Genomic DNA, 24,462 nt, shown 5'->3' with positions numbered 1-24,462 from the left:
TCAGCTCCGGACCATGTGGTCAGCATCAAAGGCGCCGGGCAGCAGGTCGCCAATTGTGGTCTCGCGCTCCAGCCCCTCAACGGTGCCCATGGTCACCTTGACCTCTCCGGTCCCGAATTCCTTCAACTTCTGACGACAGCCACCACAGGGCGGCACCGGATCGGGGCTATCGGCGACCACATAGACCTCTGCCAGTTCTGTTTCCCCAGCGGCCACCATGGCGGCAATGGCACCGGCCTCGGCGCAGGTGCCTTCGGGATAGGCCACATTCTCAACATTGCAGCCCACATAGACATTGCCCGAAGGCGTGCGCAGCGCAGCACCTACCTTGAAATTCGAATAGGGCGCATGCGCATTTTCACGTACGGCGTGGGCTGCATCCTTCAGGCTCATCGGTGGGCTCCTTATTTTTGATCATTTGGTCAGAATATTGCACAATAGAGCCATTTTATGGATGAGGGAAAGACCAGAAACGCGCGCTGAACGCACAAAGTCGGGTCTTTCCCGCTGTTTTGGCTGCACCTTAGCAGGTCAGCCCAGCTGCGTCCCAAAGACTCCGGGCAGACTCACCTCAAGCAACTCCAGATCCGTGCTGGCGCCGCTCAGCCGGGTCTTCATGCCGGGCGGGATGACAAAGGCATCGCCCTCTTCCAAAGGATAGGGATCGCGCCCCTCGCCCTCCAGCGTCACGGTGCCATTCATCACAAAGGTGAAATGAATATCGGTGTCATGGCTGGCCCAGACCGGCTCAGCACTCTCAGCGGCGAGCCGCACCACCTGCACCCCGGCGACGCCTTTGGTGTTTTCTGCAATGGTGGTGTCGCGGCAGTCATAACCCGGCAGGCGGAAACTCTGCCATTCAGCACCTTCGGCCTTGTTATAGACAAAGCGCTGCCCCTGCCATTCGCGCTCCGGCCGGAAATGCGGGGTCGGCAGCTCCATATCATGGTCGATCTCGGTGATATGCTCGGCCGGCACACCGATTTCGATCACCTGCACATTGTCGCTGGCCTCCAGCACCCGGTGGCGGATCTCAGGCGGCTGGATAAAGCAATCGCCTGCAGTGAGGCGCATCTTATCGCCCTGGTCCTCATAGACCACATCGACCCAGCCATGGATGCAGAAGATCAGTTGAAACCCGACCCGGTGAAAATGCACCATATCCGGAACCGGCCCACCGTCGGGGATGCGGATATGGCTGGCAATGATCGAGCCGCCCAGCCGGTCCGGCACCAGATCTCGGTAATGCATGCCCGCCCGGCCGATGATCCAGGGCGCTTGATCCTTCAGGCGGCGCACCACAAAGCTATGCACGGTTTCAGGCATCACCATAGGCGGATGGCGCTCTTCGATTTCGATCTTAGTTCCATTTGGCGCCGTCAGGTGCCGCTCGCCGCCGGCAAATCCCTCCGGATCATCGCAGAGGATCCGGATCGTACCCGGACTCTCGGAGGCGCCCTTTTCGATGCGCAGTCGAAGCCCATGGCCGGAAAAGACCGCAATGCTGGGATCATCCGCCGGGTAGATCATATCCATTCGCATGCCCAGAACTTTGGTATAAAACGGAATATCCTTGCGCAACTCCTGGGTTGGCAGACGGAACTCGGCGATTACATCGCTCATTTTTCACTCCCTTTTCATTTGCGGGGAACTCTGACCCTGCGGCAAGCTAAACGCAAGAAGTAGCCTAGCCTGTGCCGCAGGGTTCAATTGCGTCAGTTTGCGCTATATTTCCGCCCAAAAAACTGGTTTAACACTAAACAATCGATTTTATGGAGTGCCAGATGTCCGATTCACAGAACCTGCGCCAAGCCGCACTCAACTATCATGAGTTCCCGCAGCCGGGTAAACTGGAGATCCGCGCAACCAAACCCATGGCCAACGGCCGCGATCTGGCACGCGCTTACTCCCCCGGTGTGGCCGAGGCCTGCCTTGAGATCAAAGAAGATGCAGGTAATGCGGCCCGCTACACCTCGCGCGGCAATCTGGTCGCCGTGGTCTCCAACGGCTCGGCAGTTCTGGGTCTGGGCAATATCGGCGCGCTGGCCTCCAAACCGGTGATGGAAGGCAAAGCGGTCCTGTTCAAGAACTTCGCCGGCATCGACTGTTTCGACATTGAGGTGAACGAGACCGATCCGGAGAAACTGGCCGATATCGTCTGCGCGCTGGAGCCCACCTTTGGCGCCATCAATCTAGAGGACATCAAGGCACCCGACTGCTTCATCGTCGAAAAACTCTGCCGCGAGCGGATGAATATACCGGTCTTCCATGACGATCAGCACGGCACCGCCATTGTGGTTGGAGCTGCGGCCAAGAACGCGTTGCATGTGGCTGGCAAACGCTTTGACGAGATCAAGATCGTTTCAACCGGCGGCGGCGCAGCGGGGATTGCCTGCCTCAACATGCTGGTCAAACTGGGCGTGAAGCGCGAGAATATCTGGCTCTGCGACATTCATGGGTTGGTCTATGAGGGCCGCGCCGAGGATATGAACCCGGAAAAGGCCGCCTTTGCCCAAGCTTCCGATCTGCGCAGCCTAGAGGAGGTGATCGAGGGCGCAGACATGTTCCTGGGCCTATCTGGCCCCAATGTACTGAAACCCGAGATGGTCGCCAAGATGTGCGAGCGGCCGATCATCTTTGCCCTGGCGAACCCGACACCGGAAATCATGCCCGATGCGGCGCGCAAGGTGGCACCGGATGCCATCATCGCCACCGGGCGCAGCGACTTCCCCAATCAGGTCAACAACGTCCTCTGCTTCCCCTTTATCTTCCGCGGCGCGCTGGATGTTGGGGCAACCGAGATCAATGACGAGATGCAGATCGCTTGCGTCGAAGGCATTGCCGAACTGGCCCGTGCCACCACATCAGCCGAAGCTGCCGCGGCCTATAAAGGGGAACACCTGACCTTTGGCGCCGATTACCTGATCCCCAAACCCTTTGACCCACGCTTGGTGGCAGTTGTCTCCTCTGCCGTGGCCAAGGCCGCGATGGAAAGCGGCGTGGCCACCCGGCCGATCGAAAACATCGCCGCCTATGAGCAGAAGCTGAAGCAGAGTGTGTTCAAATCCGCCCTGCTGATGCGCCCAGTCTTTGAGGCCGCCCGCGCCGCCGCCCGCCGCATTCTCTTTGCCGAGGGCGAAGACGAACGAGTGCTGCGCGCCGCCCAGGCCATTCTGGAAGAAACCACCGAGACCCCGATCCTGATCGGCCGCCCCGAGGTGATCGAGAGGCGCTGCGAGAAACTGGGCCTGGATGTTCGCCCGGGTCGCGACTTTCAACTGGTGAACCCGGAAAACGACCCGCGCTACTATGATTACTGGAACAGCTATCACAAGCTGATGCAGCGCCAGGGGGTAACCCCCGATCTGGCAAAGGCGATCATGCGCACCAATACTACCGCCATCGGCGCCATCATGGTGCACCGGGGCGAAGCCGATAGCCTTATCTGCGGCACCTTTGGCGAATACCGCTGGCACCTGAACTATGTGAACCAGGTTCTGGGTGGCGGCGGATACTCTCCTCATGGCGCCTTATCGATGATGATCCTGGAAGACGGACCGTTGTTCATTGCAGATACCCATGTGCGCATCGAACCGGACCCGGAGGCGATTGCTCAAACGGTGATGGGGGCCGCCCGCCACGTGCGCCGCTTTGGTCTGGAGCCCAAAATCGCCCTTTGTTCGCAATCGCAGTTCGGCAATATCAAATGCGACAGCGGCGAGCGCCTACGGGCCGCGCTGGAGATCCTGGACGACAAGCGACGCGATTTTGTCTATGAGGGCGAGATGAATATCGACACCGCGCTTGATCCCGATCTGCGAGAACGGATCTTCCCCAACTCACGCATGGAAGGTGCGGCCAATGTGCTGATTTTTGCCCATGCGGATGCGGCCTCTGGCGTGCGCAACATTCTGAAGATGCGCGCCGACGGGCTGGAAGTGGGGCCGATCCTGATGGGCATGGGCAACCGCGCCCATATCGTCTCGCCCTCGATCACCGCGCGCGGTCTGTTGAACATGGCGGCCATCGCAGGCACACCGGTGGCGCATTACGGCTGATAATAGCGACAATCTTACAGAGATTATGAGGGTAGGCAGGGATTTTGCCTCCCTGCTTTCATTTCCGGCCACAGTGTTGGGAAACGCCCTCCGCTGTCGCTTTGCGCCGCAAAAAAGAGCGCTGAAACACCCCGCTATTGCTGCTGCAACTTGCGGGCTTCTACCTTGGCCAGGCGGATCAGCTCCTGCATATAGGGCTTCTCCCGATCCTCGCTGCGGATCGCAGCATATAAACGTCGAGTGATGCCCTCTTTGGTCAGCGGACGGGTCACGTAATCGGAAGAGTATTTCACCTCGCGCACCACCCAATCTGGCAGAGCCGAGACGCCTCGATTAGAGGCCACCAGCAAGAGGATCACTGCCGTCAATTCCACCTGGCGAATGCTGGCCGGTTCGACCCGCGCCGGGATCAAAAGCTGACTAAAAACATCCAGCCGGGTCTTTTCCACCGGATAGGTGATCAGCGTCTCGCCAGCAAAATCCTCCGCCTCGATATAGGGTTTTTGAGCCAGTGGATGATGCGAAGAGGCAACAAAAACGGATTTGTAGTCAAAGAGTTCTATGAATTCAACGCCAGGAATATCCTCCGGGTCAGAGGACACAACCAGATCCACTTCTTCCTTTTGCAGGGCGGGCATCGCTTCAAATGCCAGGCCGGGCCGAATGTCGACATCCACATCCGACCAGCTCTTGCGGAAGCCCTCCAGAACCGGGAAAAGCCACTCAAAACAGGCATGGCATTCAATGGCAATATGCATGCGGCCTGCATGACCGTCGCGCAGCGAGGAGAACTCCGCCTGTGCCGCCTCCACCTGGGGTAAAACCTGTTCTGCCAAACGCAAAAGCCGCAGCCCCGCCGCCGAGAGTTTCATCGGCTTGGAGCGGCGCAAAAACAGCTCCACCCCGGCCTGATCCTCCAGCCCCTTGATCTGGTGGCTGAGCGCGCTTTGGGTGATGTTCAGCTGATCTGCAGCACGGGCCAGGCCACCGGCCTCATGGATGGCCTTGATGGTGCGCAGATGGCGGAATTCGATATGCATCTTGTAGTTTCTCTCATGTTGTTCTTGAGAATTATGAAATTGTCTCACAATGCTGCACGTGCAACAAGTACCGAAGTGAACAAATACCTTGATGCAGTTACACAAGAGACCAGAGACATGACGCCCAAGATTTCCTTTGAATTCTTCCCGCCGCAAAGTCTCGAAGCCTCCTTCCGGCTTTGGGACACCATTCAGGTGCTGGCGCCAATGGACCCGCGGTTTGTCTCTGTGACCTATGGGGCGGGCGGCACCACCCGTGATCTCACCCGTGATGCGGTCAAGACGCTACACAGTTCCTCTGGCCTCAACGTGGCGGCGCATCTGACCTGTGTGAACGCCAGCAAGGCCGAGACCCTGGAGATTGCCGAAAACTTTGCTGATGCCGGGGTCAAAGAAATTGTCGCTCTGCGGGGGGATCCACCAAAGGGCGCTGGAAAATTCACGCAGCATCCAGAGGGGTTCGCCAATTCAGTGGAATTGATCGAAGCCTTGGCAGCAACCGGAAAATTCACCCTGCGGGTCGGCGCCTACCCGGATCCGCACCCCGAAGCGCCCAATGCGCAGGCCGATGTGGACTGGCTGAAACGTAAGATCGATGCGGGCGCCGATGAGGCCCTTACCCAGTTCTTCTTTGAGGCGGAAACCTTCTTCCGCTTCCGGGACGCCTGCGCCAAGGCGGGCATCGACGGCGATAAGCTGGTGCCCGGCATCCTGCCGATCGAAAACTGGAAAGGGGCCCGCAATTTCGCCAAGCGTTGCGGCACCCACATTCCTGATTGGGTCGAAAATGCTTTTGAAAAAGCCACCCGCGATGATCGTGAGGACCTGCTGGCGACAGCGATCTGCACCGAACTGTGCTCGGATCTACTGGAAGGTGGTGTGAACAAGCTGCATTTCTACACGCTGAACCGGCCTGAGTTGACCCGCGATGTCTGCTTTGCTCTGGGCATCACCCCTAAAACAGTGCTTGAGAACGTCGCGTAAATCTTGTTCTACCTAGCAAAGCGCCCCTAGGATCATTCCAAAAAGGAACGCGCAAGTTGGAAAGCGCAGACAAAGCCCGACCCAGGAGGTCGGGCTTTCTGGCGCGACTGGGTACGACAAGCAAAGGCTTACGGCATGTTCACCGCACAAACCCCTTCTGATCTCTTATCCATGTCAGAGATCTCACAGATTTCTGGTCTCGACTTCATGACTGGCATCCTGGAAGGGCGGCTGCCGGGCCCGCCGATTGCAGCGCTCTTGGGGTATCACCTGCATGAGGTTGCCGCGGGGCGTGCGGTGTTCAGAGGAACCCCCGAATTTAAGGTTACCAATCCAATGGGCACGGTTCATGGGGGTTGGTACGGAACTCTCCTGGACAGTGCCATGGCCTGTGCGGTGATGACCGCCGTACCCAAGGGGTCAGTCTATACCACCTTGGAATACAAGATTAATATTCTACGCTCGATCCCCATAGGTTTGACGATTGATTGCATCGGGGAAATCGATCATGTGGGCCGCTCCACCGGAATTGCCCATGGTGAAATCCGCGGGATCGAGGATGGGAAACTTTACGCCACCGGCTCAACCACCTGTATCGTAATGAACCTTTCGGGAAAGTCCTGACAGATCACAAACACCACAGAAGACGGGGGGTTGGCTTAAGTCGGCCGAAGGCCTCAACGCAGATTGCTGCTGGCCCCGGCAAACCAACCCGGTGCTTTCTTCAATTCCGACATCTGCATGCCCTGAACACTGTGATGCAGCCTTTCACTGGCATCCAGTCCGACCTCCCGCTTGCTACGCAACAAGAAGATTTTGCCCCACCCCTGCCAGGTCCCTATAGAAGGCGCCTGAGGGTCAACCGGGAAGCGCATGCGCCAATCCTGTGGCAGAGGCATACCGCAATCCTCTGCTTTTTCCAGCATCCAGACCAAGGGCAGGTTCGAGAGCGGGCGCGCTTCTTCGTGACCAGCCAACTGGCCCCCGATGTCACCATGGGCGCCGCGAAACCAGACTTGCTCGATGCGACCATTCCAGCCCTCTGGGCAGGTCCAGAGCACCGGTTTAAACACATCCCGCGTCTCATCCAGCGCCAGGGCGTGATAGCCATGTTTCACATGGGCACCGAGTTCGTGGTTATGGAAAGAATGACGGCTCTCTGCCCAGCGCCAGAGCACGGGCAAGCGTAGGCCCAGCGCCTTTACCGTATCCCAGGCTCCAATCATCTCGATTTCAGCATCTGCATGGCAATGCGCTTGCCGAAAGGCCTCCACGACCTCGGGGCTGCCCCCCTGCTGATAGTGGCGGTAGGCAGTGCGGATATTGCGCACTGTCGCATGCTCGGCCTGCAGCAGCCCCACTTCGCCGATAACGCCAGCAAGGGAGCGCACCGCATAGGCCCCACGGGAATACCCCATCAGATAGATCCGATCACCGGGTCTGTAACGCGAAGACAGATAGCCATAGGCGCGGCGGATTTGCCGGTTTATGCCGCGCCCCATCATCACATCGGGCGCGCTGCCCCAGCCCTTCCACTGCACACCGGATTCATAAAAGACCGAGATCTCGGCGCCCATCTCCATACACATCTGGTAGAGGCGCCCGGCGTGGGTTTCATGCCCCGGCTCCAGCGTCGACATGGTACCATCCAGAATGATCACATGGGCCTGCGGCCCCCGCAGCTTGGCCTCACCGGAATGCTCGGAGCGCAGTGGGCGCCCGAGCCATTCCAGGAGGTTTTTACTCAGCTGCTTTAGTATCATCCTGTAGTGCTTCCCAAAGTTTCAGCGGGGTGAATGGCATATCCACCTGCGTTACCCCCCTATCCCAGACCGCGTCCTGAACCGCATTGGCCAGCGCGGCCAGTGCGCCCACGGTCCCGGCTTCGCCACAGCCCTTCATGCCCATGGGGTTCTGGGTCGAGGGGACCGGCTCAGAGGTGAATCCAATCATGGGGGTGTCGCTTGCACGCGGCAAGGCGTAGTCCATAAACGATGCTGTGAGCAATTGTCCGTCCTGATCATAGACAACCCGCTCCATCATGGCCTGACCCAGGCCCTGAACCACCCCGCCGTGCACTTGGCCTTCGGCCAGCATCGGGTTGATCAGATTGCCAAAATCATCCAACACGGTGTAGCGGTCGGTGACGGTCTCTCCGGTTTCCGGATCGATCACAACTTCGGCAAGATGGGCCCCGTTCGGAAAAGAGCGCCCGGGCAATTGCGCCCGCGCCGCGTGACGCAGCAGCTCAGTGCGGCCTTGCGCGCGGGCCATCTCTGCCGCCTCCAGGAACGAAGGTGTGAGGTTGGAGCCAGGAGCCCTGAAACTCTCCCCATCAAAGCTGACATCCGCCTCTTCGACCCCCATTTCTTCGGACAGGAAGGGAATAAAGGCAGCGATCATTTTTTCTACGGTGGCCAAGGTAGCATTGGCCTGGGTGGTCACAGAGCGCGATCCACCAGTGCCGCCCCCCTTGGCGATACGATCACTATCACCTTGGATGACTGTTATGGCCTCAGCAGGAATACCCGTCTGATCCGCAAGGAACTGAGCATAGACCGTTTCATGGCCCTGCCCGTTGCTCTGCGTGCCGACATAGATATTCACCCGGCCATCCTCCAAGAATTCGACATCTGCGTTTTCTGAAGGATCACCCAAAATACTTTCGATATAGTAACAAAGCCCCAGTCCTCGGAGTTTCCCTTCCACCGCGTCCTGCGCTTGACGCTGAGGGAAACCGGCATAATCAGCCTCCTCCAGGGCCCGGTCCAACACCTTGTTGAAATCCCCCACATCGTAGCTTTCACCAGTAACCGTGGAATAGGGAAAGGCAGCTGGTGCAATAAAGTTCCTGCGGCGCAGCTCAATCGGATCCACACCTAATTCCCGCGCGGCCCGGTCCATCACCCGTTCCAGCACATAAATCGCCTCTGGCCGCCCAGCGCCGCGATAGGCATCCACCTGGGTGGTATTGGTGTAGATCCCCTCCACCTGCATCCAAGCGGTCTGGATGTCATAGACTCCCGCCAGCACCCGGCTGAACAGCTGGGTCTGGATCGGCTGGCCAAATTGCGAGTTGTAAGCCCCCAAGTTGCAACGCGTCGTGACCCGATAGGCGGTAATCTTCAGATCCTTGTCAAAGGCCAGTTCCGCCAGCGAAGTCAGGTCACGACCACCATTGTCGCTCAGCATGGCTTCGGTGCGTTCTGACATCCAAAAAACCGGGCGCCCCAGCGCCCGCGCCGCATGGGCCACAGCAAAATACTCTGGATAGGTCATCGCCTTCATGCCAAAACCGCCGCCCACATCCGGAGTGGTCACATGCACATCCTCTTCGGCCAGGCCCAGTTTGGCAGCGAGCTGGCTTTTCGCGCCCCAGACCCCCTGACCGCCAAAGGCGAAATGCAGGCGTCCCTCCCGCCAATCGGCAAAACAGCCGCGCGGCTCCATGGTATTGACGATGATGCGGTTGTCTTCGACCTGCAGGGCAACAGTATGAGCCGCTGTGGCAAAGGCCGCCTCCGTTGCCGCCTCATCGCCCATGCCCCAGTCAAAACCCCGGTTGTCCGGTGCCGCCGCATGCAGCGGCTCACCGCCTGCATGGAGGTCCAGCTTCACCGGCAGGTCTTCAGTATCCAAAAGGATCATCTCACCGGCGTCGCGGGCCTGATCCAGGGTTTCTGCGATGATCACAGCCACCGGCTCCCCGACATAGCGCAGGCGATCTTTGGCCAGCATATGGCGCTCTGTTGCAAAACCATCGCTGCCATCCCGGTTTTTGACCACCGAGGCATCCATGGTTGTGATGACCCCGGCTGCAGCCAGATCCGCATGGGACAGAACCAGATGCACGCCCTCTGCTTCGCGTGCATCGCTCAGGTCCAGCTCGGTTATCACCCCATGGGCCACCGGGCTGCGCAGCACCCAGGCGCGCAGCGATCCTTCGGGGGCGCTGTCTTCGATATAGCGCCCCTGCCCGGTCAGAAACCGAACATCCTCAACCCGTTTGACCGGCTGGCTTTTTCCGAATTTTTCCATGGCTCGCCCCCTCTTCGCGCATTGTGCGGCTTGAAGGAGCGACCTTAGCTTTACTTTGGCTGTTGTCCAGAGAGCTCTATCACCGTCGCCACGTCAGAAAGACCATAGCCGTTGAACTGCGTGCTCATCGCCGATGAATAGGCGCCCAGTCCCGGGAAGAGAACATAATCCCCAGTGCGGGTATCCTCTGGCAGCGGCAACCCGTCCGGCAGACGGTCGAGGCTGTCGCAGGTCGGCCCAAAGACCACACGCGGGCGGCGCTCGCCCTGGCGGTGCTGGCCATCGGCATTGACCACCTCGACCCGGCCCGGCAGGCCCATGTCGCGGATATCAACAAGCCCGCCATAGATGCCATCATTGAGGAAGATGACCTCCCCGCCTTTGCGCATGCCCTTGATGCGGGCGGCCAGGGTAAAGCTCTCAGAGACCATGGCCCGGCCAGGTTCGCAGATGAGCTGCGGACGCTGCGCACCAAAGGCCTCTTGAGTGGCCAGGTTTATCGCCGAGAAGACGCGCTCCAGATCCGGCGCCTCGCCATCGCGGTTGGCGGCAAAACCGCCGCCCACATTGAGGCGCGCGATCGGCACGCCAGCGGCATCCACGATACGTTTGGCGGCATGAATATATTCGACCCAGGCGGCCTCATCCTCACATTGGGTGCCGGGATGGAAGCAGAGCGCCGGGGTCCAGCCCTCGGCGGCCACGCGCTTTAGCAGCTCTACCGCTTCCAGCGGGGCGGCACCGAATTTGCTGCCAAAGTCATAGGCCGCACCGGAAACCGGCAGGGCAAAACGCACCGCGATCTCCTTACTGCGCGGCACCGCATGCAGCTTTTCCAGCTCCGAAAGCTCATCCACGGACCAGCTGGCCACATCATATTTGATGCCCGCGTCAATCTCTTCGCGCGAGCGCATCGGATTGTTGTAATGCATCACCGCCTCGGCGCTGGCGGTGCGGACCGCCTCCATCTCCGCCGGTGAGGCTACGTCAAAAGCGTTGATACCGGCAGCCACCAGATTGGACAGCACTGCCGGGTGCGGATTGGCCTTGACCGCATAGGTCACCAGCCCGCCAAAGCCCGCCTGAAACCGTTCTGCCACATGGTGCAGCACCCTGGGCGAAAAATAGAGGATCGGATGATCCGGCGTGCGTCGCGCCAGGTGGGTTTCGGGGTCAAGCCAAAGCGGGGGGATGTGCTGCATCAGATTAAGCCTCATCTGTTTTTCATATTTTCCGCGGATTTCCCGTCGATTCCTCTCGGCACTCTGTCTATAATGACGAAAAGTTACGTCATTTTGCGAAGAGTCACATGAATATCGACGAGATTGACCAGAAACTGATGACCCTGCTGCGGGAGAACGCGCGCCGTTCGGTCTCTGACCTTGCGCGCGCGCTGGGGCTGGCCCGCACTACGGTTCAGGCGCGGCTGGAACGCCTGGAAAACACCGGCGCCATTGTTGGCTATACCTTGCGGGCCTCTGCGACGGCCCGTCCACCTCTGCAAGCCACAGTGCTGATGTCGATAGAGCCGCGCTCCGGGCCCGAGGTCCTTGCCCGGCTGCGCAGCCTGCCCGGAGTGGAGGTGGTGCATACCACATCCGGGCGGTTTGACCTGCTGGCGCAGGTGGTGGCGCAAAGCACAGCCGAGCTGGACGAGACCATCGACCATATAGCTGGCGCGCGCGGAGTGCGGTCCTCGGAGAGCCTGATCCATCTGGCCACCAAGCTGGACAGGACCGGGTAGTCGTTTTCCCAGCGCATCACTGAATTGCCCGGCCGGTAGGCCGGGCAGCGCCCACCCTGGCTCAGGCGCTGCCCTCAGCTAATCGGCTTCCAACCGTCCGCACAAAATCCAACAGCCACTCCCTGAACCGCTTGGCAGCCGGGCGCAAGGCGCTGCCATCGGGGTAGATCAGATGATAAGCCTCCTGCCCCGGCACCGAAATCTCTGGCAGGCAGGGCACCAGGCCTGATCTTTGCATTACCGCATCAGATGCAGGCGCACGCGCCAGTGCCACGCCCAGCCCCTGCGCTGCCAGCTCCGCTGCCATGAGGGAGTTATCCGCAAAGAAATAACGCGCCTGCCCATGAGGCAGACGCTGCTCCTCAAAGAGATGCACCCAGCTGGCACGATGGGTGGAGACCTCGATCAGGGTGAACTTCATCAGATCCTGCGGCGACTGGATCTGCGCTGCGATCTCTGGCAGCGCCACCGGAAAGAGCACTTCGCGCATCAGCTCATCCCCTTCACTGCCAAAGAGATTGGGATTGCCAAAGACGATCTGCAGATCAGCAAATCGATTGGCAAAATCCGTGGCCATATTGCCGGTGCTCAGCGCCAGATTAATCTGCGGATGCAGGGCCTGAAACTCTGCCAGCCCAGGCGCCAGCACCCCATGGGCAAACAACAGCACCGATTGAACAAAAAGCCGCTGTTCGCGGCTCTCGCCGAACAGCCCGGTTGTCGCGGTCTCCAGCATCAGCAGGGACTGCTGCACCGATGGCAGATAGGCCCGCCCCGCCTCGGTCAGGGTGACCGCATGGGCATGGCGCTGAAACAAGGGCGTGCCGAGCTGCGTTTCCAGTGCCTTCACCTGCTGGCTGACCGCTGCCGCTGACATGTTCAACTGCGCGGCGGCTTTGGCAAAGCTCTCGGTGCGGGCGGCTGCTTCAAAGACTCGCAGCCAGTTCAGTGAAGGAATACGGGTTGTCATGGTCCAGGCTAAGCAAAACTTAGCCTTACCTGCAAGACATACCATGCTGGAAAATTCTGCCCTCGGCTTAGGCTACTGCCAGCGAACAGAGATGCGTCCAGCGCAGCCTCCCCAATTTCAGCCAGAGTGAGAGACGAGACATGAACAGTCCCGCCCCCGAAACGCCTACACGTGCCAAACGCCGGATTTGGAACTTTACACCCGCACTACCAATCCAGACCTCCCCCTATTGGGACTGGCCGATAAAGCCGCTCGCCTCACTCAAATACCTGCTGCAGAGCTGGAACCCGCTGGCGCTGCGCGCACTCCTGCTGTTTTTTGCCGTGATCACCTGGAATTTCTTCACCCCCTCGCTGGACCGGATCGCGACGCTTAGCTGGGACTGGGTGTTTGAGATCTGGCTGCGCAACTTCTGCATCCTGATGGTCGTCGCCGGGGGGCTGCATCTGGCGCTGTGGAAGTTCCGCACGCAAGCGAACGAATACCGCTATGACATGCGCCCGATGATGAAGGGCGCCAAGGTCTTTACCTTCAAAAATCAGGTCTGGGACAATATGTTTTGGACCCTTGGGCCTGCCCTTACCTTCTGGACCTTCTGGGAGAGCTTTATCCTATACGCCTATGCCAATGGCTGGATCACCATGATCACGTTGGACGGCAATCCGATCACATTCACACTGATGACGATCTTCATCCCAATCTGGGCGGGCTTCCATTTCTACTGGCTGCACCGGCTGCTGCATGTGGGCGTGCTCTATACCAAGGTGCACGCCTGGCATCACCGCAATATCAATACTGGCCCCTGGTCCGGCCTGGCGATGCACCCGGTGGAGAGCTTCTTTCTGATGTTCGATACGATGATTTTCTTCCTCTTGCCCTCGCACCCTGTTCTGGCGATCTTCCTTTTGTTCCACCACGGCATCGGCGCGCCCACTTCGCACGCCGGGTTCGAGAACCTCAAACTCGGCAACAAGGCCAAATTCCTGGTCGGCGACTTCTTCCACCAGCTGCACCACCGTTTCTTTGACTGCAACTATGGCACCTATGAAACGCCCTGGGACGAGTGGTTCAACACCTTCCATGACGGCACCGAAGACGGGAATGAGATGGTCAAGCAGCGCCGCCGCAAGATCTGGATGAGCTAAGTCAACCCAAGGAAGCGGCAGCGTCAATTTCGCCGCATCTGCAGTGGCATCAGAGGGAGTGCAAGACGCACTCCCTTTTCCTTTGCGCCCCTATTCGTTATGGGAGGCATCAAACCGATTTTATGCACGCAGGACCGATCTGATGGCGATGGAAAAGACATTCAACGCAGGCGAAGCCGAAAGCCGCCTTTACAAGGCCTGGGAAGAGGCCGGCTGTTTCAAGGCAGGCGCCAATGCCAAGCCTGAAGCCTCCACCTATTGCATCATGATCCCGCCGCCGAATGTCACCGGCGTATTGCACATGGGCCATGCCTTCAACAACACGCTGCAGGATATCCTGATCCGCTGGAAACGCATGCAGGGCTTTGACACCCTGTGGCAGCCGGGCACCGACCACGCAGGCATCGCGACGCAAATGGTGGTGGAGCGCGAGCTGGCCAAGAGCCAACAGCCCTCCCGCGCCGAACTGGGCCGTGAAAAATTCCTGGAGAAGGTCTGGGAATGGAAAGAGCAATCCGGCGGCACCATCGTGGAACAGCTGAAACGCCTCGGCGCATCGTGCGACTTCTCTCGCACCGCCTTCACCATGGCGGGCGCCCAGGGTGATACCCGCACAGGGCACGAGAACTCCCCCAACTTCCACGATGCCGTGATCAAGGTCTTTGTGGAGATGTACAACAAGGGGCTGATCTACCGCGGCAAGCGGCTGGTCAACTGGGACCCGCATTTCGAGACCGCGATTTCCGACCTTGAGGTGGAGAATATCGAGGTCGCCGGCCACATGTGGCACTTCAAATACCCGCTGGCAGGCGGCGCCACTTATGAGTACGTCGAGAAAGACGAAGACGGCAATGTCACCCTGCGGGAAACCCGTGACTATATCTCCATCGCCACCACCCGCCCCGAGACCATGCTGGGCGACGGTGCGGTGGCTGTGCACCCCTCGGACGAGCGCTATGCTCCTATTGTGGGCAAACTCTGCGAAATCCCGGTCGGCCCCAAAGAACACCGCCGGTTGATCCCGATCATCACTGATGAGTACCCGGACAAGGATTTCGGCTCTGGCGCGGTGAAGATCACCGGCGCGCATGATTTCAACGACTATCAGGTCGCCAAGCGCGGCGGCATTCCGATGTACCGCCTGATGGACATGAAGGGCGCAATGCGTGCGGACGGCGACAGCTATGATGCCGCTGCCACCCTCGCCATGTCTGTCGCCAAAGGCGAGAAAACCCTGACCGAGAATGAAGCCGACGCCGTCAACCTGGTGCCAGATGAGCTGCGCGGGTTGGACCGGTTCGAGGCCCGCAAACTTGTGGTCGAGCAGATCACCAGCGAAGGCCTGGCGGTGATGGTTTCTGAGACCAAGACCGTCAAGGGCGAGGACGGCGAAGAGACGCAAGTCACCGAGACGGTTCCTTACGTCGAGAACAAGCCGATCATGCAGCCCTTTGGCGACCGCTCCAAGGTTGTGATCGAGCCGATGCTGACCGACCAGTGGTTTGTGGACGCGGAAAAGGTTGTCGGCCCGGCGCTTGATGCCGTGCGCAATGGCGATGTGAAGATCCTGCCGGAAAGCGGTGAGAAGACCTATTACCACTGGCTGGAAAACATCGAGCCCTGGTGCATCTCGCGCCAGCTGTGGTGGGGCCATCAGATCCCAGTTTGGTATGGACCAAGCCTACAAACAACAGATGGTGTTGCGAACGACGAGCTCGCCTTCTTTTGCGCTGCGAATGAAGAGGATCTTTTTGCACAACTGGCTGAGTATTACGGCGAAGTTGGAGTTGTGCAGGTAGAATCTCGCGGTGAGGCTGAAGAGCTTATCAACAGCTTCCGTTTTGCAGTAAACTCCGGCATCGCCTCAAAACTGGGAGAAGGGTTGCTTGTGCCAGTTTGGCGCGACCCCGACGTGCTGGACACCTGGTTCTCCTCCGGCCTTTGGCCCATCGGCACGCTGGGCTGGCCGGAAGACACGGCCGAGATGCAGAAATACTTCCCAACTTCGACGCTTGTCACCGGTCAGGACATCCTGTTCTTCTGGGTCGCCCGGATGATGATGATGCAGCTGGCTGTGGTCGATCAGATCCCGTTTGACACCGTCTACCTGCATGGCCTGGTGCGCGACGCAAAAGGCAAGAAGATGTCGAAATCCACCGGCAACGTGGTGGACCCGCTGGAAATCATTGATGAATTCGGCGCCGACGCGCTGCGCTTCTCCTCCGCTGCGATGGCCGCACTTGGCGGCGTGCTGAAACTGGATATGGAACGCCTCAAGGGGTACCGGAACTTTGGCACCAAGCTGTGGAATGCGGTGAACTTTGCCCATTTCAACAAGGTCTATGACGCAGACGTTCCGGCCTATACCTGCCCCGATGCGCAGGCCGCCGTGAACCAGTGGATCATCGGCGAGACCGCCAAGGTGCGCGTGGAAGTGGACGCAGCGCTGGAGGCCTACCGCTTCAACGACGCAGCCAATGCGCTCTATGCCTTTACCTGGGGTAAGGTTTGCGACTGGTATATCGAGCTTTCGAAGCCCCTGTTCAACTCGGACGATGAAGCGGTGATTGCAGAGACCCGCCAGACGCTGGGCTGGGTCCTGGATCAATGCATGATCCTCTTGCACCCGATCATGCCCTTCATCACCGAGGAACTGTGGGGCAATACAGCCAAGCGTGAAAACATGCTGGTGCATCAGGACTGGCCTACTTACGGCGCTGAGCTGGTAAACGCGGATGCGGACGCCGAGATGAACTGGGTGATCACCGCGATTGAGAACATCCGCTCCACCCGCGCGCAGATGCATGTGCCTGCGGGCGCCAAGATCCCGATGGTCGTCACCGAGTTCTCCAACCAGGCCCGCTCTGCCTGGGAAAAGAACGAAGCGATGATCCAGAAGCTGGCCCGCATCACCGAGTTGGAGCAGGTCGAGAGCTTCCCCAAGGGCTGCGCTTCTGTGGCAGCACCCGGCGCCTCCTTCGGGTTGCCGCTGGCGGATGTGATCGACGTGGGTGCCGAAAAGGCACGTCTGGAAAAGACCCTCGGCAAGCTGGCCAAGGAGCTGGGCGGTCTACGCGGGCGTCTGAACAACCCCAAATTCACCGCCTCCGCACCCGATGAGGTTGTGGCAGAAGCCCGCGCAAACCTCGCTCTGCGCGAAGAGGAAGAGGCCAAGATCAAGGAAGCCCTGGCCCGTTTGCAAGAGCTGGGCTAGGTTTCCACCAATCGAAAGCACATCAGGAACGCCCGCCTTTTGGTGGGCGTTCCTCTTTGAAAGCACAAAGGAATTACGGCAATTTTTCTGCTGCTTTTATAGTTTAAGGGGAAAATGGCTGCAGGCTCACCATTGTCTTTGGCTCCAAACTGTATCAGCTTAGCCTTGACTAAATTGGGGGAGATCTGGCCATGCCAAAGGGCTATTGGGTTGCGCATGTCGATGTAGACGATGCGGAACGCTACAAGGATTACGTGTCTGCCAATGCCGCCCCCTTTGCCGAATATGGCGCGCGTTTTCTGATCCGGGGTGGGTCAAAGGAGATCCGAGAGGGTCATCTGCGCGCTAGAACGGTTGTCATAGAGTTCAAGGATTTTGAAACCGCAAAATCCTGCTATGATTCCATTGCCTATCAGGATGCAAAACTTCTCCGTGATCCGGTGGCGACCGGAGACATGGAGATCATCGAAGGCTATGATGGCTGATGCGGGTGCATCCGGCACTCAGACTCAGCGACGACCCCGCGCCCTGGCGACGGACTGCGAAGATTGCCCTGCATTGCAGCGCCCAATTGGGAGTATAGTGACAGCATGCTCAAGAAGTTTTTCCAGGCCTTTCGGCCCTCTGAAACACCGGCCTTGCCCGATCCCGATGCTGAACTTGCTCTAGGGGCCTTGCTGGTGCGGGTGGCGCAGTCGGACCGCGCCTATCTTGTGGAAGAGATCAGCCTGATCGATCGCATCCTTGCGCGGCTTTATCAGCACAACGCCATTGAAGCAGCCAAGGTGCGCGCCACCTGCGAAAAGCTGCATATGGCTGCCCCCGAGACAGATACCTTTGGGCGCTTGATCCGCGAAACAACCGGGTTGGAAGAGCGGTTGGCTGCTTTGGACGCCCTGTGGGAAGTGGTCCTGGCCGATGGCAACGAACATGAGGGCGAGATCCGCATCGTCGAAGATGCGTATAAGGCGATGGGCCTGTCTCACGCCGATAATGAAGCAGCCCGCACTCGCGCACGAAGTAAATTGGCCGCGCAGGCCGAAAACACCTAATGGGGGGATCTATGTTCAAGGAATTGCTCGCCCGCTTGCTGGAACCAGCAGCGGCTCCCCTGAATGACGAGGGAGCCAAGCTGGCGCTCACCGCATTGTTGGTTCGTATAGGTCGTTCCGATCATGATTACTCAGAGCCGGAGAAAGACCGTATCGACCGCATCATCACCCGCCGCTTTGACATGGACCTGGGCGGGGCCATCATTCTGCGGGAGCAGGCCGAAGCGATGGAGGCCGAAGCGCCGGATACGGTGCGTTTTACCCGGGCTATCAAAGAAGCTGTGGCCTTTGAAGACAGGATTGGCGTGGTAGAGGCCATGTGGCAGGTGGTTCTGGCTGATGGTCATCGTGATTCCAGTGAGGACGCCCTGATGCGCCTATCCTCCAATCTCTTGGGGGTCAGCGATGTTGAAAGCGCACAGGCCCGCCAACGCGCGGAGGCCACCCTTTGATCGCCTTTCTTGGAATGTATGACCGACCAGAACTAGAGAAAGACAATGATCTCTTCTGGTCCAAGATCCGCAACACTCTGGGCCAAGGGCCCGAGAAACTGGACCGCGATATTGACCCATGGAAGGCCTGGCAATCGCCGGATCTGCTGTTGGCGCAAACCTGTGGCTGCCCTTTCCGAACACGGCTTTATGGCGAGGTGAATCTCATCGGAACACCTGATTATGGGCTGGAAGGATGCCCTCCGGGGTATTACCGCAGCGTTTTCATTGCACGCAATGAGGGGAGCAAACCTCGTCTCAGAGATTTCGACCGCAGGTGTTTTGCCTACAATGAAGGGCTGTCCCAATCGGGATGGGCGGCGCCACTGATCCATATGCAGGACCGCGATATTCTTCCCGGGTCTCTGCTGGAAACCGGCGGGCATCGCAAATCGGCCCAGGCAGTACTGGAGGGCGAAGCGGATTTCGCAGCTCTGGATGCGCTAACATGGGAGTTGATCCGCGAGCATGATGATTTTGCCGATCAACTCTGTGAGGTGGATTGGACCTCTGCGACACCGGGGCTGCCCTATATCACCGCAATAACAAATGATCCCGGCCCACTGTTTCAGATTATCAAATCTGCCATCCAGGATCTAGAAAGCGACAGCCGAGCGCGGCTGCATCTTAAGGATCTGGCGTTGATTCCCGCCCCGGACTATCTCGCGGTTCCGACCCCTCCCGGTCCGGTTCTCACCGAGATGAAGATCAAAGCACGTCGTTAGACAAGAACGCGGTCCAATCGCAGCTTCCCTTGCGCAATTCGGAGGAAATCCTTCCATTTCCTCCGGTTTACGCATTGCATTCGATCAAATTTTTGGTCCAATTAGTGCAAATTTCCTAAACTGGGCGAAGCAACTTTGACCAATCCGGCACCTGTACTCGAGATCCGCGGCCTGCATAAATCCTATGGCGAGCTGGAAGTTATCAAAGGTGTTGACATCACCGCCCACCGTGGAGATGTGGTATCGCTCATCGGCTCTTCTGGTTCGGGCAAATCCACCCTGCTGCGTTGCTGCAACCTTTTGGAAGATAGCCAACAGGGCGAAATCCTGTTCAAAGGCGAGCCCATCACTTGGAGCGGCCAGGGACTGGCGCGGCGCCCGGCAGATGCCAAACAGGTTCTGCGTATTCGTACCAACCTGTCGATGGTCTTCCAGCAGTTCAACCTCTGGTCCCATATGACGATCCTGCAGAATGTGATGGAAGCACCGGTAACGGTGCTGGGGCGGGACAAGGCCGAAGTCGAAGAAAAGGCCCGCCACTACCTGGACAAAGTCGGTATTGGCGACAAATGCGATGTCTATCCAGCCCAGCTCTCGGGTGGCCAGCAACAAAGGGCGGCAATTGCCCGCGCTCTGTGCATGGAGCCCGAAGCACTGCTGTTTGATGAGCCCACCTCGGCGCTTGATCCAGAGTTGGAGCAAGAAGTCATCAAGGTTATCCAGGACCTCGCCAAAGAGGGGCGCACCATGATGATTGTGACCCATGACATGAACCTCGCGGCAGACGTCTCTGACACGGTCGTCTTCCTGCATCAGGGGCTGATTGAAGAGCAGGGCCCACCCGATGAGGTCTTTGGCAATACCCAATCAGAGCGGCTGCGCGGCTTTCTGGCCTCGACCCGCAGAGATTCCTGATCCACGCTCTGGCGTGTCAGGCCCGGAGAACCCGGGAAAACGGAACTAAACAAGTAACCATAAAATGGGAGTAAAACGATGAAATCACTTATCATGACCACCGCCGCTCTGGCGCTGACCGCAGGCATGGGTTTTGCAGAAACTGTCCGTCTGGGCACCGAGGGCGCCTACCCTCCCTACAACTTCCTCAACGACAACGGTGAGGTTGATGGATTTGAGCGCGAGCTGGGCGACGAGCTGTGCAAGCGTGCCGAGCTGACCTGTGAGTGGGTCACCAATGATTGGGATTCGATCATCCCCAACCTGACCTCCGGCAACTACGATGCCATCATCGCCGGCATGTCGATCACCGAAGAGCGCAAAGAAGTTGTGAGCTTCACCCAGGGCTATACCCAGCCTTCGCCTTCCGCTTTCGCGGCTCTTTCTGCTGACATCGACGTCAAAAGCGCTGTTGTTGCGGCACAGGCTTCGACCATCCAGTCCGCACATGTTGCAGAATCCGGCGCAACCTTGGTGGAGTTCCCAACACCTGACGAAACCATTGCTGCTGTGAAATCCGGCGAAGCAGATGCGGTTCTGTCTGACAAAGACTTCCTGAACCCAATCGTTGCTGAAACCGATCTGGTCTTCCTGGGCGATGTATTCCTGGGCGGCGGTATCGGCATGGCCTTCCGTCAGTCCGATGATGAGCTGCGCAGCAAATTCGACGCCGCAATTGCTTCGATGAAAGCAGATGGCTCGCTGAACGCGCTTCTGGACAAGTGGGAAATCGAAGGCAAGTTCTAAGACATTCCTCCTGTTTGAAACACGTGAGGGGGGCTTTATGCCCCCCTTTGCAAACCCCGGATACCTGCACAAAGCCGTGACCTAGACCGGTAATGCAGTGACCCAGATCTGACGAGGCGTGCCATCTTTTCCTTCTGCTCCGATCCCGCCAGCCTGGAAGGGCTCCAGTGGCTTAGCTGCTATCTGACCACTGGTAAGCACCTATCTTTCTACATGTCCTTCGGCACTGTTCTGCTGCTCCTTGCTGTTGCTGCCCCTTCGGCCCTGTTGTTTGGCTTTGGTGGCGCTATGGCTGCGCGCGCGCGCTTTGCCCCGCTCAGCTGGATTGGACGCGGCTATATCGCCATTGTGCGTGGGGTGCCGGACATTGCCTTTTTCATGTTTTTTGTCATCGCCCTGGATCAGGGGATCGAATATCTGCGCCATAAGGTAAAATGCCCGGATTGGGACCAGCCCATTCGACAGGGCAATGACTTTCTGGTCTGTGACATCGCCAAGATGCCACTTGGCGATTCTCCGCAATGGATCCATGAGACCTATGGTTTCACCATTGCTGTCGTGACCTTTGCCATCGTCTTTGGTGCCTTTGCGGCCAATGTACTCTTTGGTGCGATGAACGCGGTGCCGCGCGCCCAGATCGAAACTGCCGAGGCCTATGGCATGACCCATCGCCAGGCATTCTGGCGCATCCTGGTGCCACAGATGTGGACCTTTGCGTTGCCGGGCCTCTCCAACCTCTGGATGGTGCTGATCAAAGCAACCCCGCTTCTCTTCCTGCTGGGGGTTGAGGATATCGTCTATTGGGCGCGCGAGCTGGGCGCATCAAAGACGGCCAGATTCACCGATTACCCTCATGGGGACTGGATGATGTGGTATTTCCTGGGGCTTTTGGTTTTCTATCTGCTCTTCACCAAAGTGTCCGAAGTCGCCTTGGACCGTATCACCAACCGCCTCTCCCATGGCCAAGCCACCCTTGCCGGTGAAGCGCAAAGGAAAGCCGCATGAGCTGTCTTCAGACCCTTCAAGACTATGGGCTGCGCTCGCTTGGCTTTGGCGAACGGCTTCTGCCCCGTAGTGACTTCACCCTGTGTGATCAATTCACCCTGATCGGCTCGGGCATGCTATGGAACATCTACTTTGGCACCCTGGCGGTGCTGGGTGGTTTTGTCCTGGCCAATGCAATCGCCCTGGCCAAGAACTCTCCGCGTGCGGCCCTGCGCAAACCGGCAGAATGGTTTATCTTCCTGTTCCGGGGCTCACCACTCTTTATCCAGTTCTTCTTTGCCTATTTCCTGTTTTTGCAGCTCAAGCAGGTTTCACCCGTCTTCAATGCCTTTTCTTCCGCATGGCTTGGGGCGCTGATTGTTCTCTTCCTGAACACTGCAGCCTATTCGGCAGAGATCTTCTATGGCGCGCTGCGCTCGATCCCCAAAGGAGATATCGAAGCGGCAGATGCCTATGGGCTGACCGGCTGGTCACGCTTTCGCCGGATCATGTGGCCTACGATGATGCGGCTGGCTTGGCCCTCTTATACCAATGAGGCGATCTTCCTTTTCCATGCCACCACACTGGTCTTCTTCTCTGGCTTTCCCACCTGGCGCCAGCAGGGCGATGCGCTTTACTATGCGCGTTACTTTGCGGATAAGACCTTTAACCCCTTTATTCCCTATCCGATCCTGGCCTTCTATTTCATCCTGTTGACCCTGGTGATCATTGCGATTTTCGGCGTGGTCAACAAACGCCTGAACCGGCATCTGCCCCAGACGCAGCGCCGCAAGCTGAAACTGAAGATGAATCTGATCCGATAGGCTTCACCAGACCTGATCAAAGAACGGGCCCTTTCGAGGGCCCGTTTTTTTGTGGTTTTACTGAGGCTTCTCACCCGAGGATCTAGAAACAGCAAACTTTTGATCAAATTCTCTTGGCGGATCGGTTTTCCTGCAGTACAACTGCATCAAGATCAAAGGAGCCTATTATGGATCTGTCCAAGCTTAAGACCATCCGCATTGCAGCCGCTGACCTCAATGGGCAGATGCGCGGCAAGCGCATGCCTGCAGATCTGGCAGACAAACTCGATGATGGCGCCGCACGCATGCCCATTTCCACCCTGAATGTGGACATCTGGGGACGCGACATCGAAGACAGCCCGCTGGTGTTTGAAACTGGCGATGCGGATGGGGTGATGAAACCCTCCGGGCGTGGCGCGGTACCGATGCCCTGGTTAGAGAGCCCCTCCGCTTTGATCCCGATGGTCATGGAACATGAGGATGGAGCCCCTTTCCTGGGCGACCCCCGACAGGTGCTCTCCCATGTGCTGGCGCGCTACAAGGCGCGGGGCTGGACAGTTCTGGCCGCCACCGAGATGGAATTTAACCTGGTCGACGACAGCGGTGAGACCCCTGCCGCCCCGGCGCATCCCCATACCGGCCGCCAGTTGGACCAGCAATCGGTGCTCTCAGTTGCGGAACTCGACGCCTTTGATGCCTTCTTCACCGATCTCTACGACGGGGCCGAGGCCATGGGCATCCCGGCGCAATCGGCGATCTCAGAGGCAGGCCTCGGCCAATTCGAGATCAACCTGAACCATCAGGACGCCCTGCGCGCTGCTGATGATGCCTGGCTGTTCAAAACCCTGGTCAAGGGCATGGCCCGCAAACACGGTCTAGCGGCCACTTTCATGGCCAAACCCTATGCGGATGAGGCCGGCAATGGCATGCATATACATTTCTCGGTTCTGGATGAGGCGGGCAACAACATCTTTGACGATGGGTCTGAAACCGGCAGCCCGCTGCTGGCGCAGGCCGTCGCAGGCTGCCTGGCAGCCATGCCCGCCAGCACCCTGATCTTTGCCCCCCATGGCAATTCCTACGAACGGTTGGTGCCCGGTGCTCATGCGCCCACTGGTGCCGCCTGGGGCTATGAGAACCGCACCGCCGCAATCCGCATTCCCGGCGGCAGCCCCAAGGCCCGCCGGATCGAGCACCGCACCGCAGGCGGTGACATCAACCCCTATTTGATGCTCTCGGTGGTACTAGGCGCGGCAATCCTGGGCATCGAAGAAGAGATGGTTCCGCCGCCGCCCTCCTCCGGCAATGTCTATGAAATCGAAGGCCTGCCACAGCTGGCCGCCGGCTGGCAGGAAGCCATCGACCTGTTTGAAAGCGATCCGCTGATGGCGAAAATCCTGCCGTCGATGCTGATCCGGAACCTGGTTATGACCAAGCGCCAGGAACGCGCCTGTTTTGCAGACATGCCGCAAGAGAAGCATTGGCTCAGTTGGCTCGAGGCCGTATGAAGCGG

General features: G+C 58.6%; 22 protein-coding genes. 15 read left to right on the top strand and 7 right to left on the bottom strand.

Annotation, left to right across the window (positions count from 1 at the left end; translation table 11 throughout):
* Together RSK20926_RS18615 and RSK20926_RS18610 are read right to left on the bottom strand one after the other, a co-directional pair.
* Complete coding sequence (locus RSK20926_RS18615; RefSeq protein ID WP_008209109.1) at positions 1-393, bottom strand: cytidine deaminase; 393 nt, start codon at positions 391-393, stop codon at positions 1-3.
* Between the two features lie 138 nt (positions 394-531).
* On the bottom strand, positions 532-1,623 hold the full coding sequence (locus RSK20926_RS18610; RefSeq protein ID WP_008209107.1) for a cupin domain-containing protein: 1,092 nt from the start codon (positions 1,621-1,623) through the stop codon (positions 532-534).
* 161 nt (positions 1,624-1,784) lie between these two features.
* Here RSK20926_RS18610 and RSK20926_RS18605 point away from each other — a divergent pair, with 161 nt between their 5' ends.
* Positions 1,785-4,058 carry an NADP-dependent malic enzyme gene (locus tag RSK20926_RS18605; RefSeq protein WP_037255747.1) on the top strand — a complete coding sequence of 758 codons (2,274 nt, stop codon included), beginning with the start codon at positions 1,785-1,787 and terminating at the stop codon, positions 4,056-4,058.
* Positions 4,059-4,192: 134 nt separating this feature from the next.
* Here RSK20926_RS18605 and RSK20926_RS18600 read toward each other — a convergent pair whose 3' ends face one another.
* Positions 4,193-5,098, bottom strand: coding sequence for a LysR family transcriptional regulator (locus tag RSK20926_RS18600; protein ID WP_008209105.1), 906 nt, complete (start codon positions 5,096-5,098; stop codon positions 4,193-4,195).
* A gap of 117 nt (positions 5,099-5,215) precedes the next feature.
* Here RSK20926_RS18600 and metF point away from each other — a divergent pair, with 117 nt between their 5' ends.
* Complete coding sequence (gene metF / locus RSK20926_RS18595) at positions 5,216-6,082, top strand: methylenetetrahydrofolate reductase [NAD(P)H] (RefSeq protein WP_037255783.1); 867 nt, start codon at positions 5,216-5,218, stop codon at positions 6,080-6,082.
* A 135-nt stretch (positions 6,083-6,217) separates the two neighbouring features.
* A complete protein-coding gene (locus RSK20926_RS18590) occupies positions 6,218-6,706 on the top strand; it encodes a PaaI family thioesterase (protein ID WP_008209103.1) in 489 nt (162 codons plus the stop codon).
* A 53-nt stretch (positions 6,707-6,759) separates the two neighbouring features.
* Here RSK20926_RS18590 and RSK20926_RS18585 read toward each other — a convergent pair whose 3' ends face one another.
* The 3 genes from RSK20926_RS18585 to RSK20926_RS18575 are packed head-to-tail and all read right to left on the bottom strand — an operon-like array spanning position 6,760 to position 11,322.
* Positions 6,760-7,845 (bottom strand): DUF2235 domain-containing protein, encoded by a 1,086-nt coding sequence (locus RSK20926_RS18585; protein ID WP_008209102.1) that lies wholly within the window; start codon positions 7,843-7,845, stop codon positions 6,760-6,762.
* Positions 7,823-10,120 carry a xanthine dehydrogenase family protein molybdopterin-binding subunit gene (locus RSK20926_RS18580; RefSeq protein ID WP_008209101.1) on the bottom strand — a complete coding sequence of 766 codons (2,298 nt, stop codon included), beginning with the start codon at positions 10,118-10,120 and terminating at the stop codon, positions 7,823-7,825. The genes RSK20926_RS18585 and RSK20926_RS18580 overlap by 23 nt, the downstream gene beginning before the upstream one ends.
* Before the next feature lie 50 nt (positions 10,121-10,170).
* Positions 10,171-11,322, bottom strand: coding sequence for a type III PLP-dependent enzyme (locus RSK20926_RS18575; RefSeq protein WP_008209099.1), 1,152 nt, complete (start codon positions 11,320-11,322; stop codon positions 10,171-10,173).
* A 107-nt stretch (positions 11,323-11,429) separates the two neighbouring features.
* Here RSK20926_RS18575 and RSK20926_RS18570 point away from each other — a divergent pair, with 107 nt between their 5' ends.
* The gene (locus RSK20926_RS18570) at positions 11,430-11,864 is read left to right on the top strand and encodes an Lrp/AsnC family transcriptional regulator (RefSeq protein WP_008209098.1); all 435 of its coding nucleotides are present in this window, start codon (positions 11,430-11,432) and stop codon (positions 11,862-11,864) included.
* 61 nt (positions 11,865-11,925) lie between these two features.
* Here RSK20926_RS18570 and RSK20926_RS18565 read toward each other — a convergent pair whose 3' ends face one another.
* Positions 11,926-12,834, bottom strand: coding sequence for a LysR substrate-binding domain-containing protein (locus tag RSK20926_RS18565; protein WP_008209096.1), 909 nt, complete (start codon positions 12,832-12,834; stop codon positions 11,926-11,928).
* A 140-nt stretch (positions 12,835-12,974) separates the two neighbouring features.
* Here RSK20926_RS18565 and RSK20926_RS18560 point away from each other — a divergent pair, with 140 nt between their 5' ends.
* The 11 genes from RSK20926_RS18560 to RSK20926_RS18510 all read left to right on the top strand — a co-directional run bounded on the left by RSK20926_RS18560 (position 12,975) and on the right by RSK20926_RS18510 (position 24,457).
* The gene (locus tag RSK20926_RS18560; RefSeq protein ID WP_008209094.1) at positions 12,975-13,979 is read left to right on the top strand and encodes a sterol desaturase family protein; all 1,005 of its coding nucleotides are present in this window, start codon (positions 12,975-12,977) and stop codon (positions 13,977-13,979) included.
* Between the two features lie 142 nt (positions 13,980-14,121).
* Positions 14,122-17,193: a valine--tRNA ligase gene (locus tag RSK20926_RS18555; RefSeq protein ID WP_008209093.1), complete on the top strand. Its 3,072-nt coding sequence runs from the start codon at positions 14,122-14,124 to the stop codon at positions 17,191-17,193.
* Positions 17,194-17,384: 191 nt separating this feature from the next.
* Positions 17,385-17,678 carry a DUF1330 domain-containing protein gene (locus tag RSK20926_RS18550; RefSeq protein ID WP_008209092.1) on the top strand — a complete coding sequence of 98 codons (294 nt, stop codon included), beginning with the start codon at positions 17,385-17,387 and terminating at the stop codon, positions 17,676-17,678.
* A gap of 105 nt (positions 17,679-17,783) precedes the next feature.
* Entirely contained in the window at positions 17,784-18,245 is a 462-nt protein-coding gene (locus RSK20926_RS18545) for a TerB family tellurite resistance protein (protein WP_008209091.1), read from the top strand.
* A gap of 11 nt (positions 18,246-18,256) precedes the next feature.
* Positions 18,257-18,697: a TerB family tellurite resistance protein gene (locus RSK20926_RS18540; protein WP_008209090.1), complete on the top strand. Its 441-nt coding sequence runs from the start codon at positions 18,257-18,259 to the stop codon at positions 18,695-18,697.
* Positions 18,698-18,711: 14 nt separating this feature from the next.
* Complete coding sequence (locus RSK20926_RS18535) at positions 18,712-19,461, top strand: phosphate/phosphite/phosphonate ABC transporter substrate-binding protein (RefSeq protein ID WP_008209089.1); 750 nt, start codon at positions 18,712-18,714, stop codon at positions 19,459-19,461.
* 135 nt (positions 19,462-19,596) lie between these two features.
* Positions 19,597-20,376: an ABC transporter ATP-binding protein gene (locus tag RSK20926_RS18530; protein ID WP_008209088.1), complete on the top strand. Its 780-nt coding sequence runs from the start codon at positions 19,597-19,599 to the stop codon at positions 20,374-20,376.
* Positions 20,377-20,454: 78 nt separating this feature from the next.
* Positions 20,455-21,162, top strand: a complete 708-nt coding sequence (locus tag RSK20926_RS18525) for a transporter substrate-binding domain-containing protein (RefSeq protein ID WP_008209087.1) — start codon at positions 20,455-20,457, stop codon at positions 21,160-21,162.
* Between the two features lie 123 nt (positions 21,163-21,285).
* Positions 21,286-22,167 carry an ABC transporter permease gene (locus RSK20926_RS18520; RefSeq protein WP_083805820.1) on the top strand — a complete coding sequence of 294 codons (882 nt, stop codon included), beginning with the start codon at positions 21,286-21,288 and terminating at the stop codon, positions 22,165-22,167.
* On the top strand, positions 22,164-22,970 hold the full coding sequence (locus RSK20926_RS18515) for an ABC transporter permease (RefSeq protein WP_008209083.1): 807 nt from the start codon (positions 22,164-22,166) through the stop codon (positions 22,968-22,970). The genes RSK20926_RS18520 and RSK20926_RS18515 overlap by 4 nt, the downstream gene beginning before the upstream one ends.
* Positions 22,971-23,137: 167 nt before the next feature.
* Positions 23,138-24,457 carry a glutamine synthetase family protein gene (locus RSK20926_RS18510; protein ID WP_008209080.1) on the top strand — a complete coding sequence of 440 codons (1,320 nt, stop codon included), beginning with the start codon at positions 23,138-23,140 and terminating at the stop codon, positions 24,455-24,457.
* The last annotated feature ends 5 nt before the right edge of the window (positions 24,458-24,462 follow it).

It is taken from the genome of Roseobacter sp. SK209-2-6 (assembly GCF_000169455.1).
Lineage (GTDB): Bacteria > Pseudomonadota > Alphaproteobacteria > Rhodobacterales > Rhodobacteraceae > Pseudophaeobacter.
The sequence above is the reverse complement of the archived record's forward strand: the minus strand, read 5'-3'. Positions and strand labels throughout refer to the sequence as shown.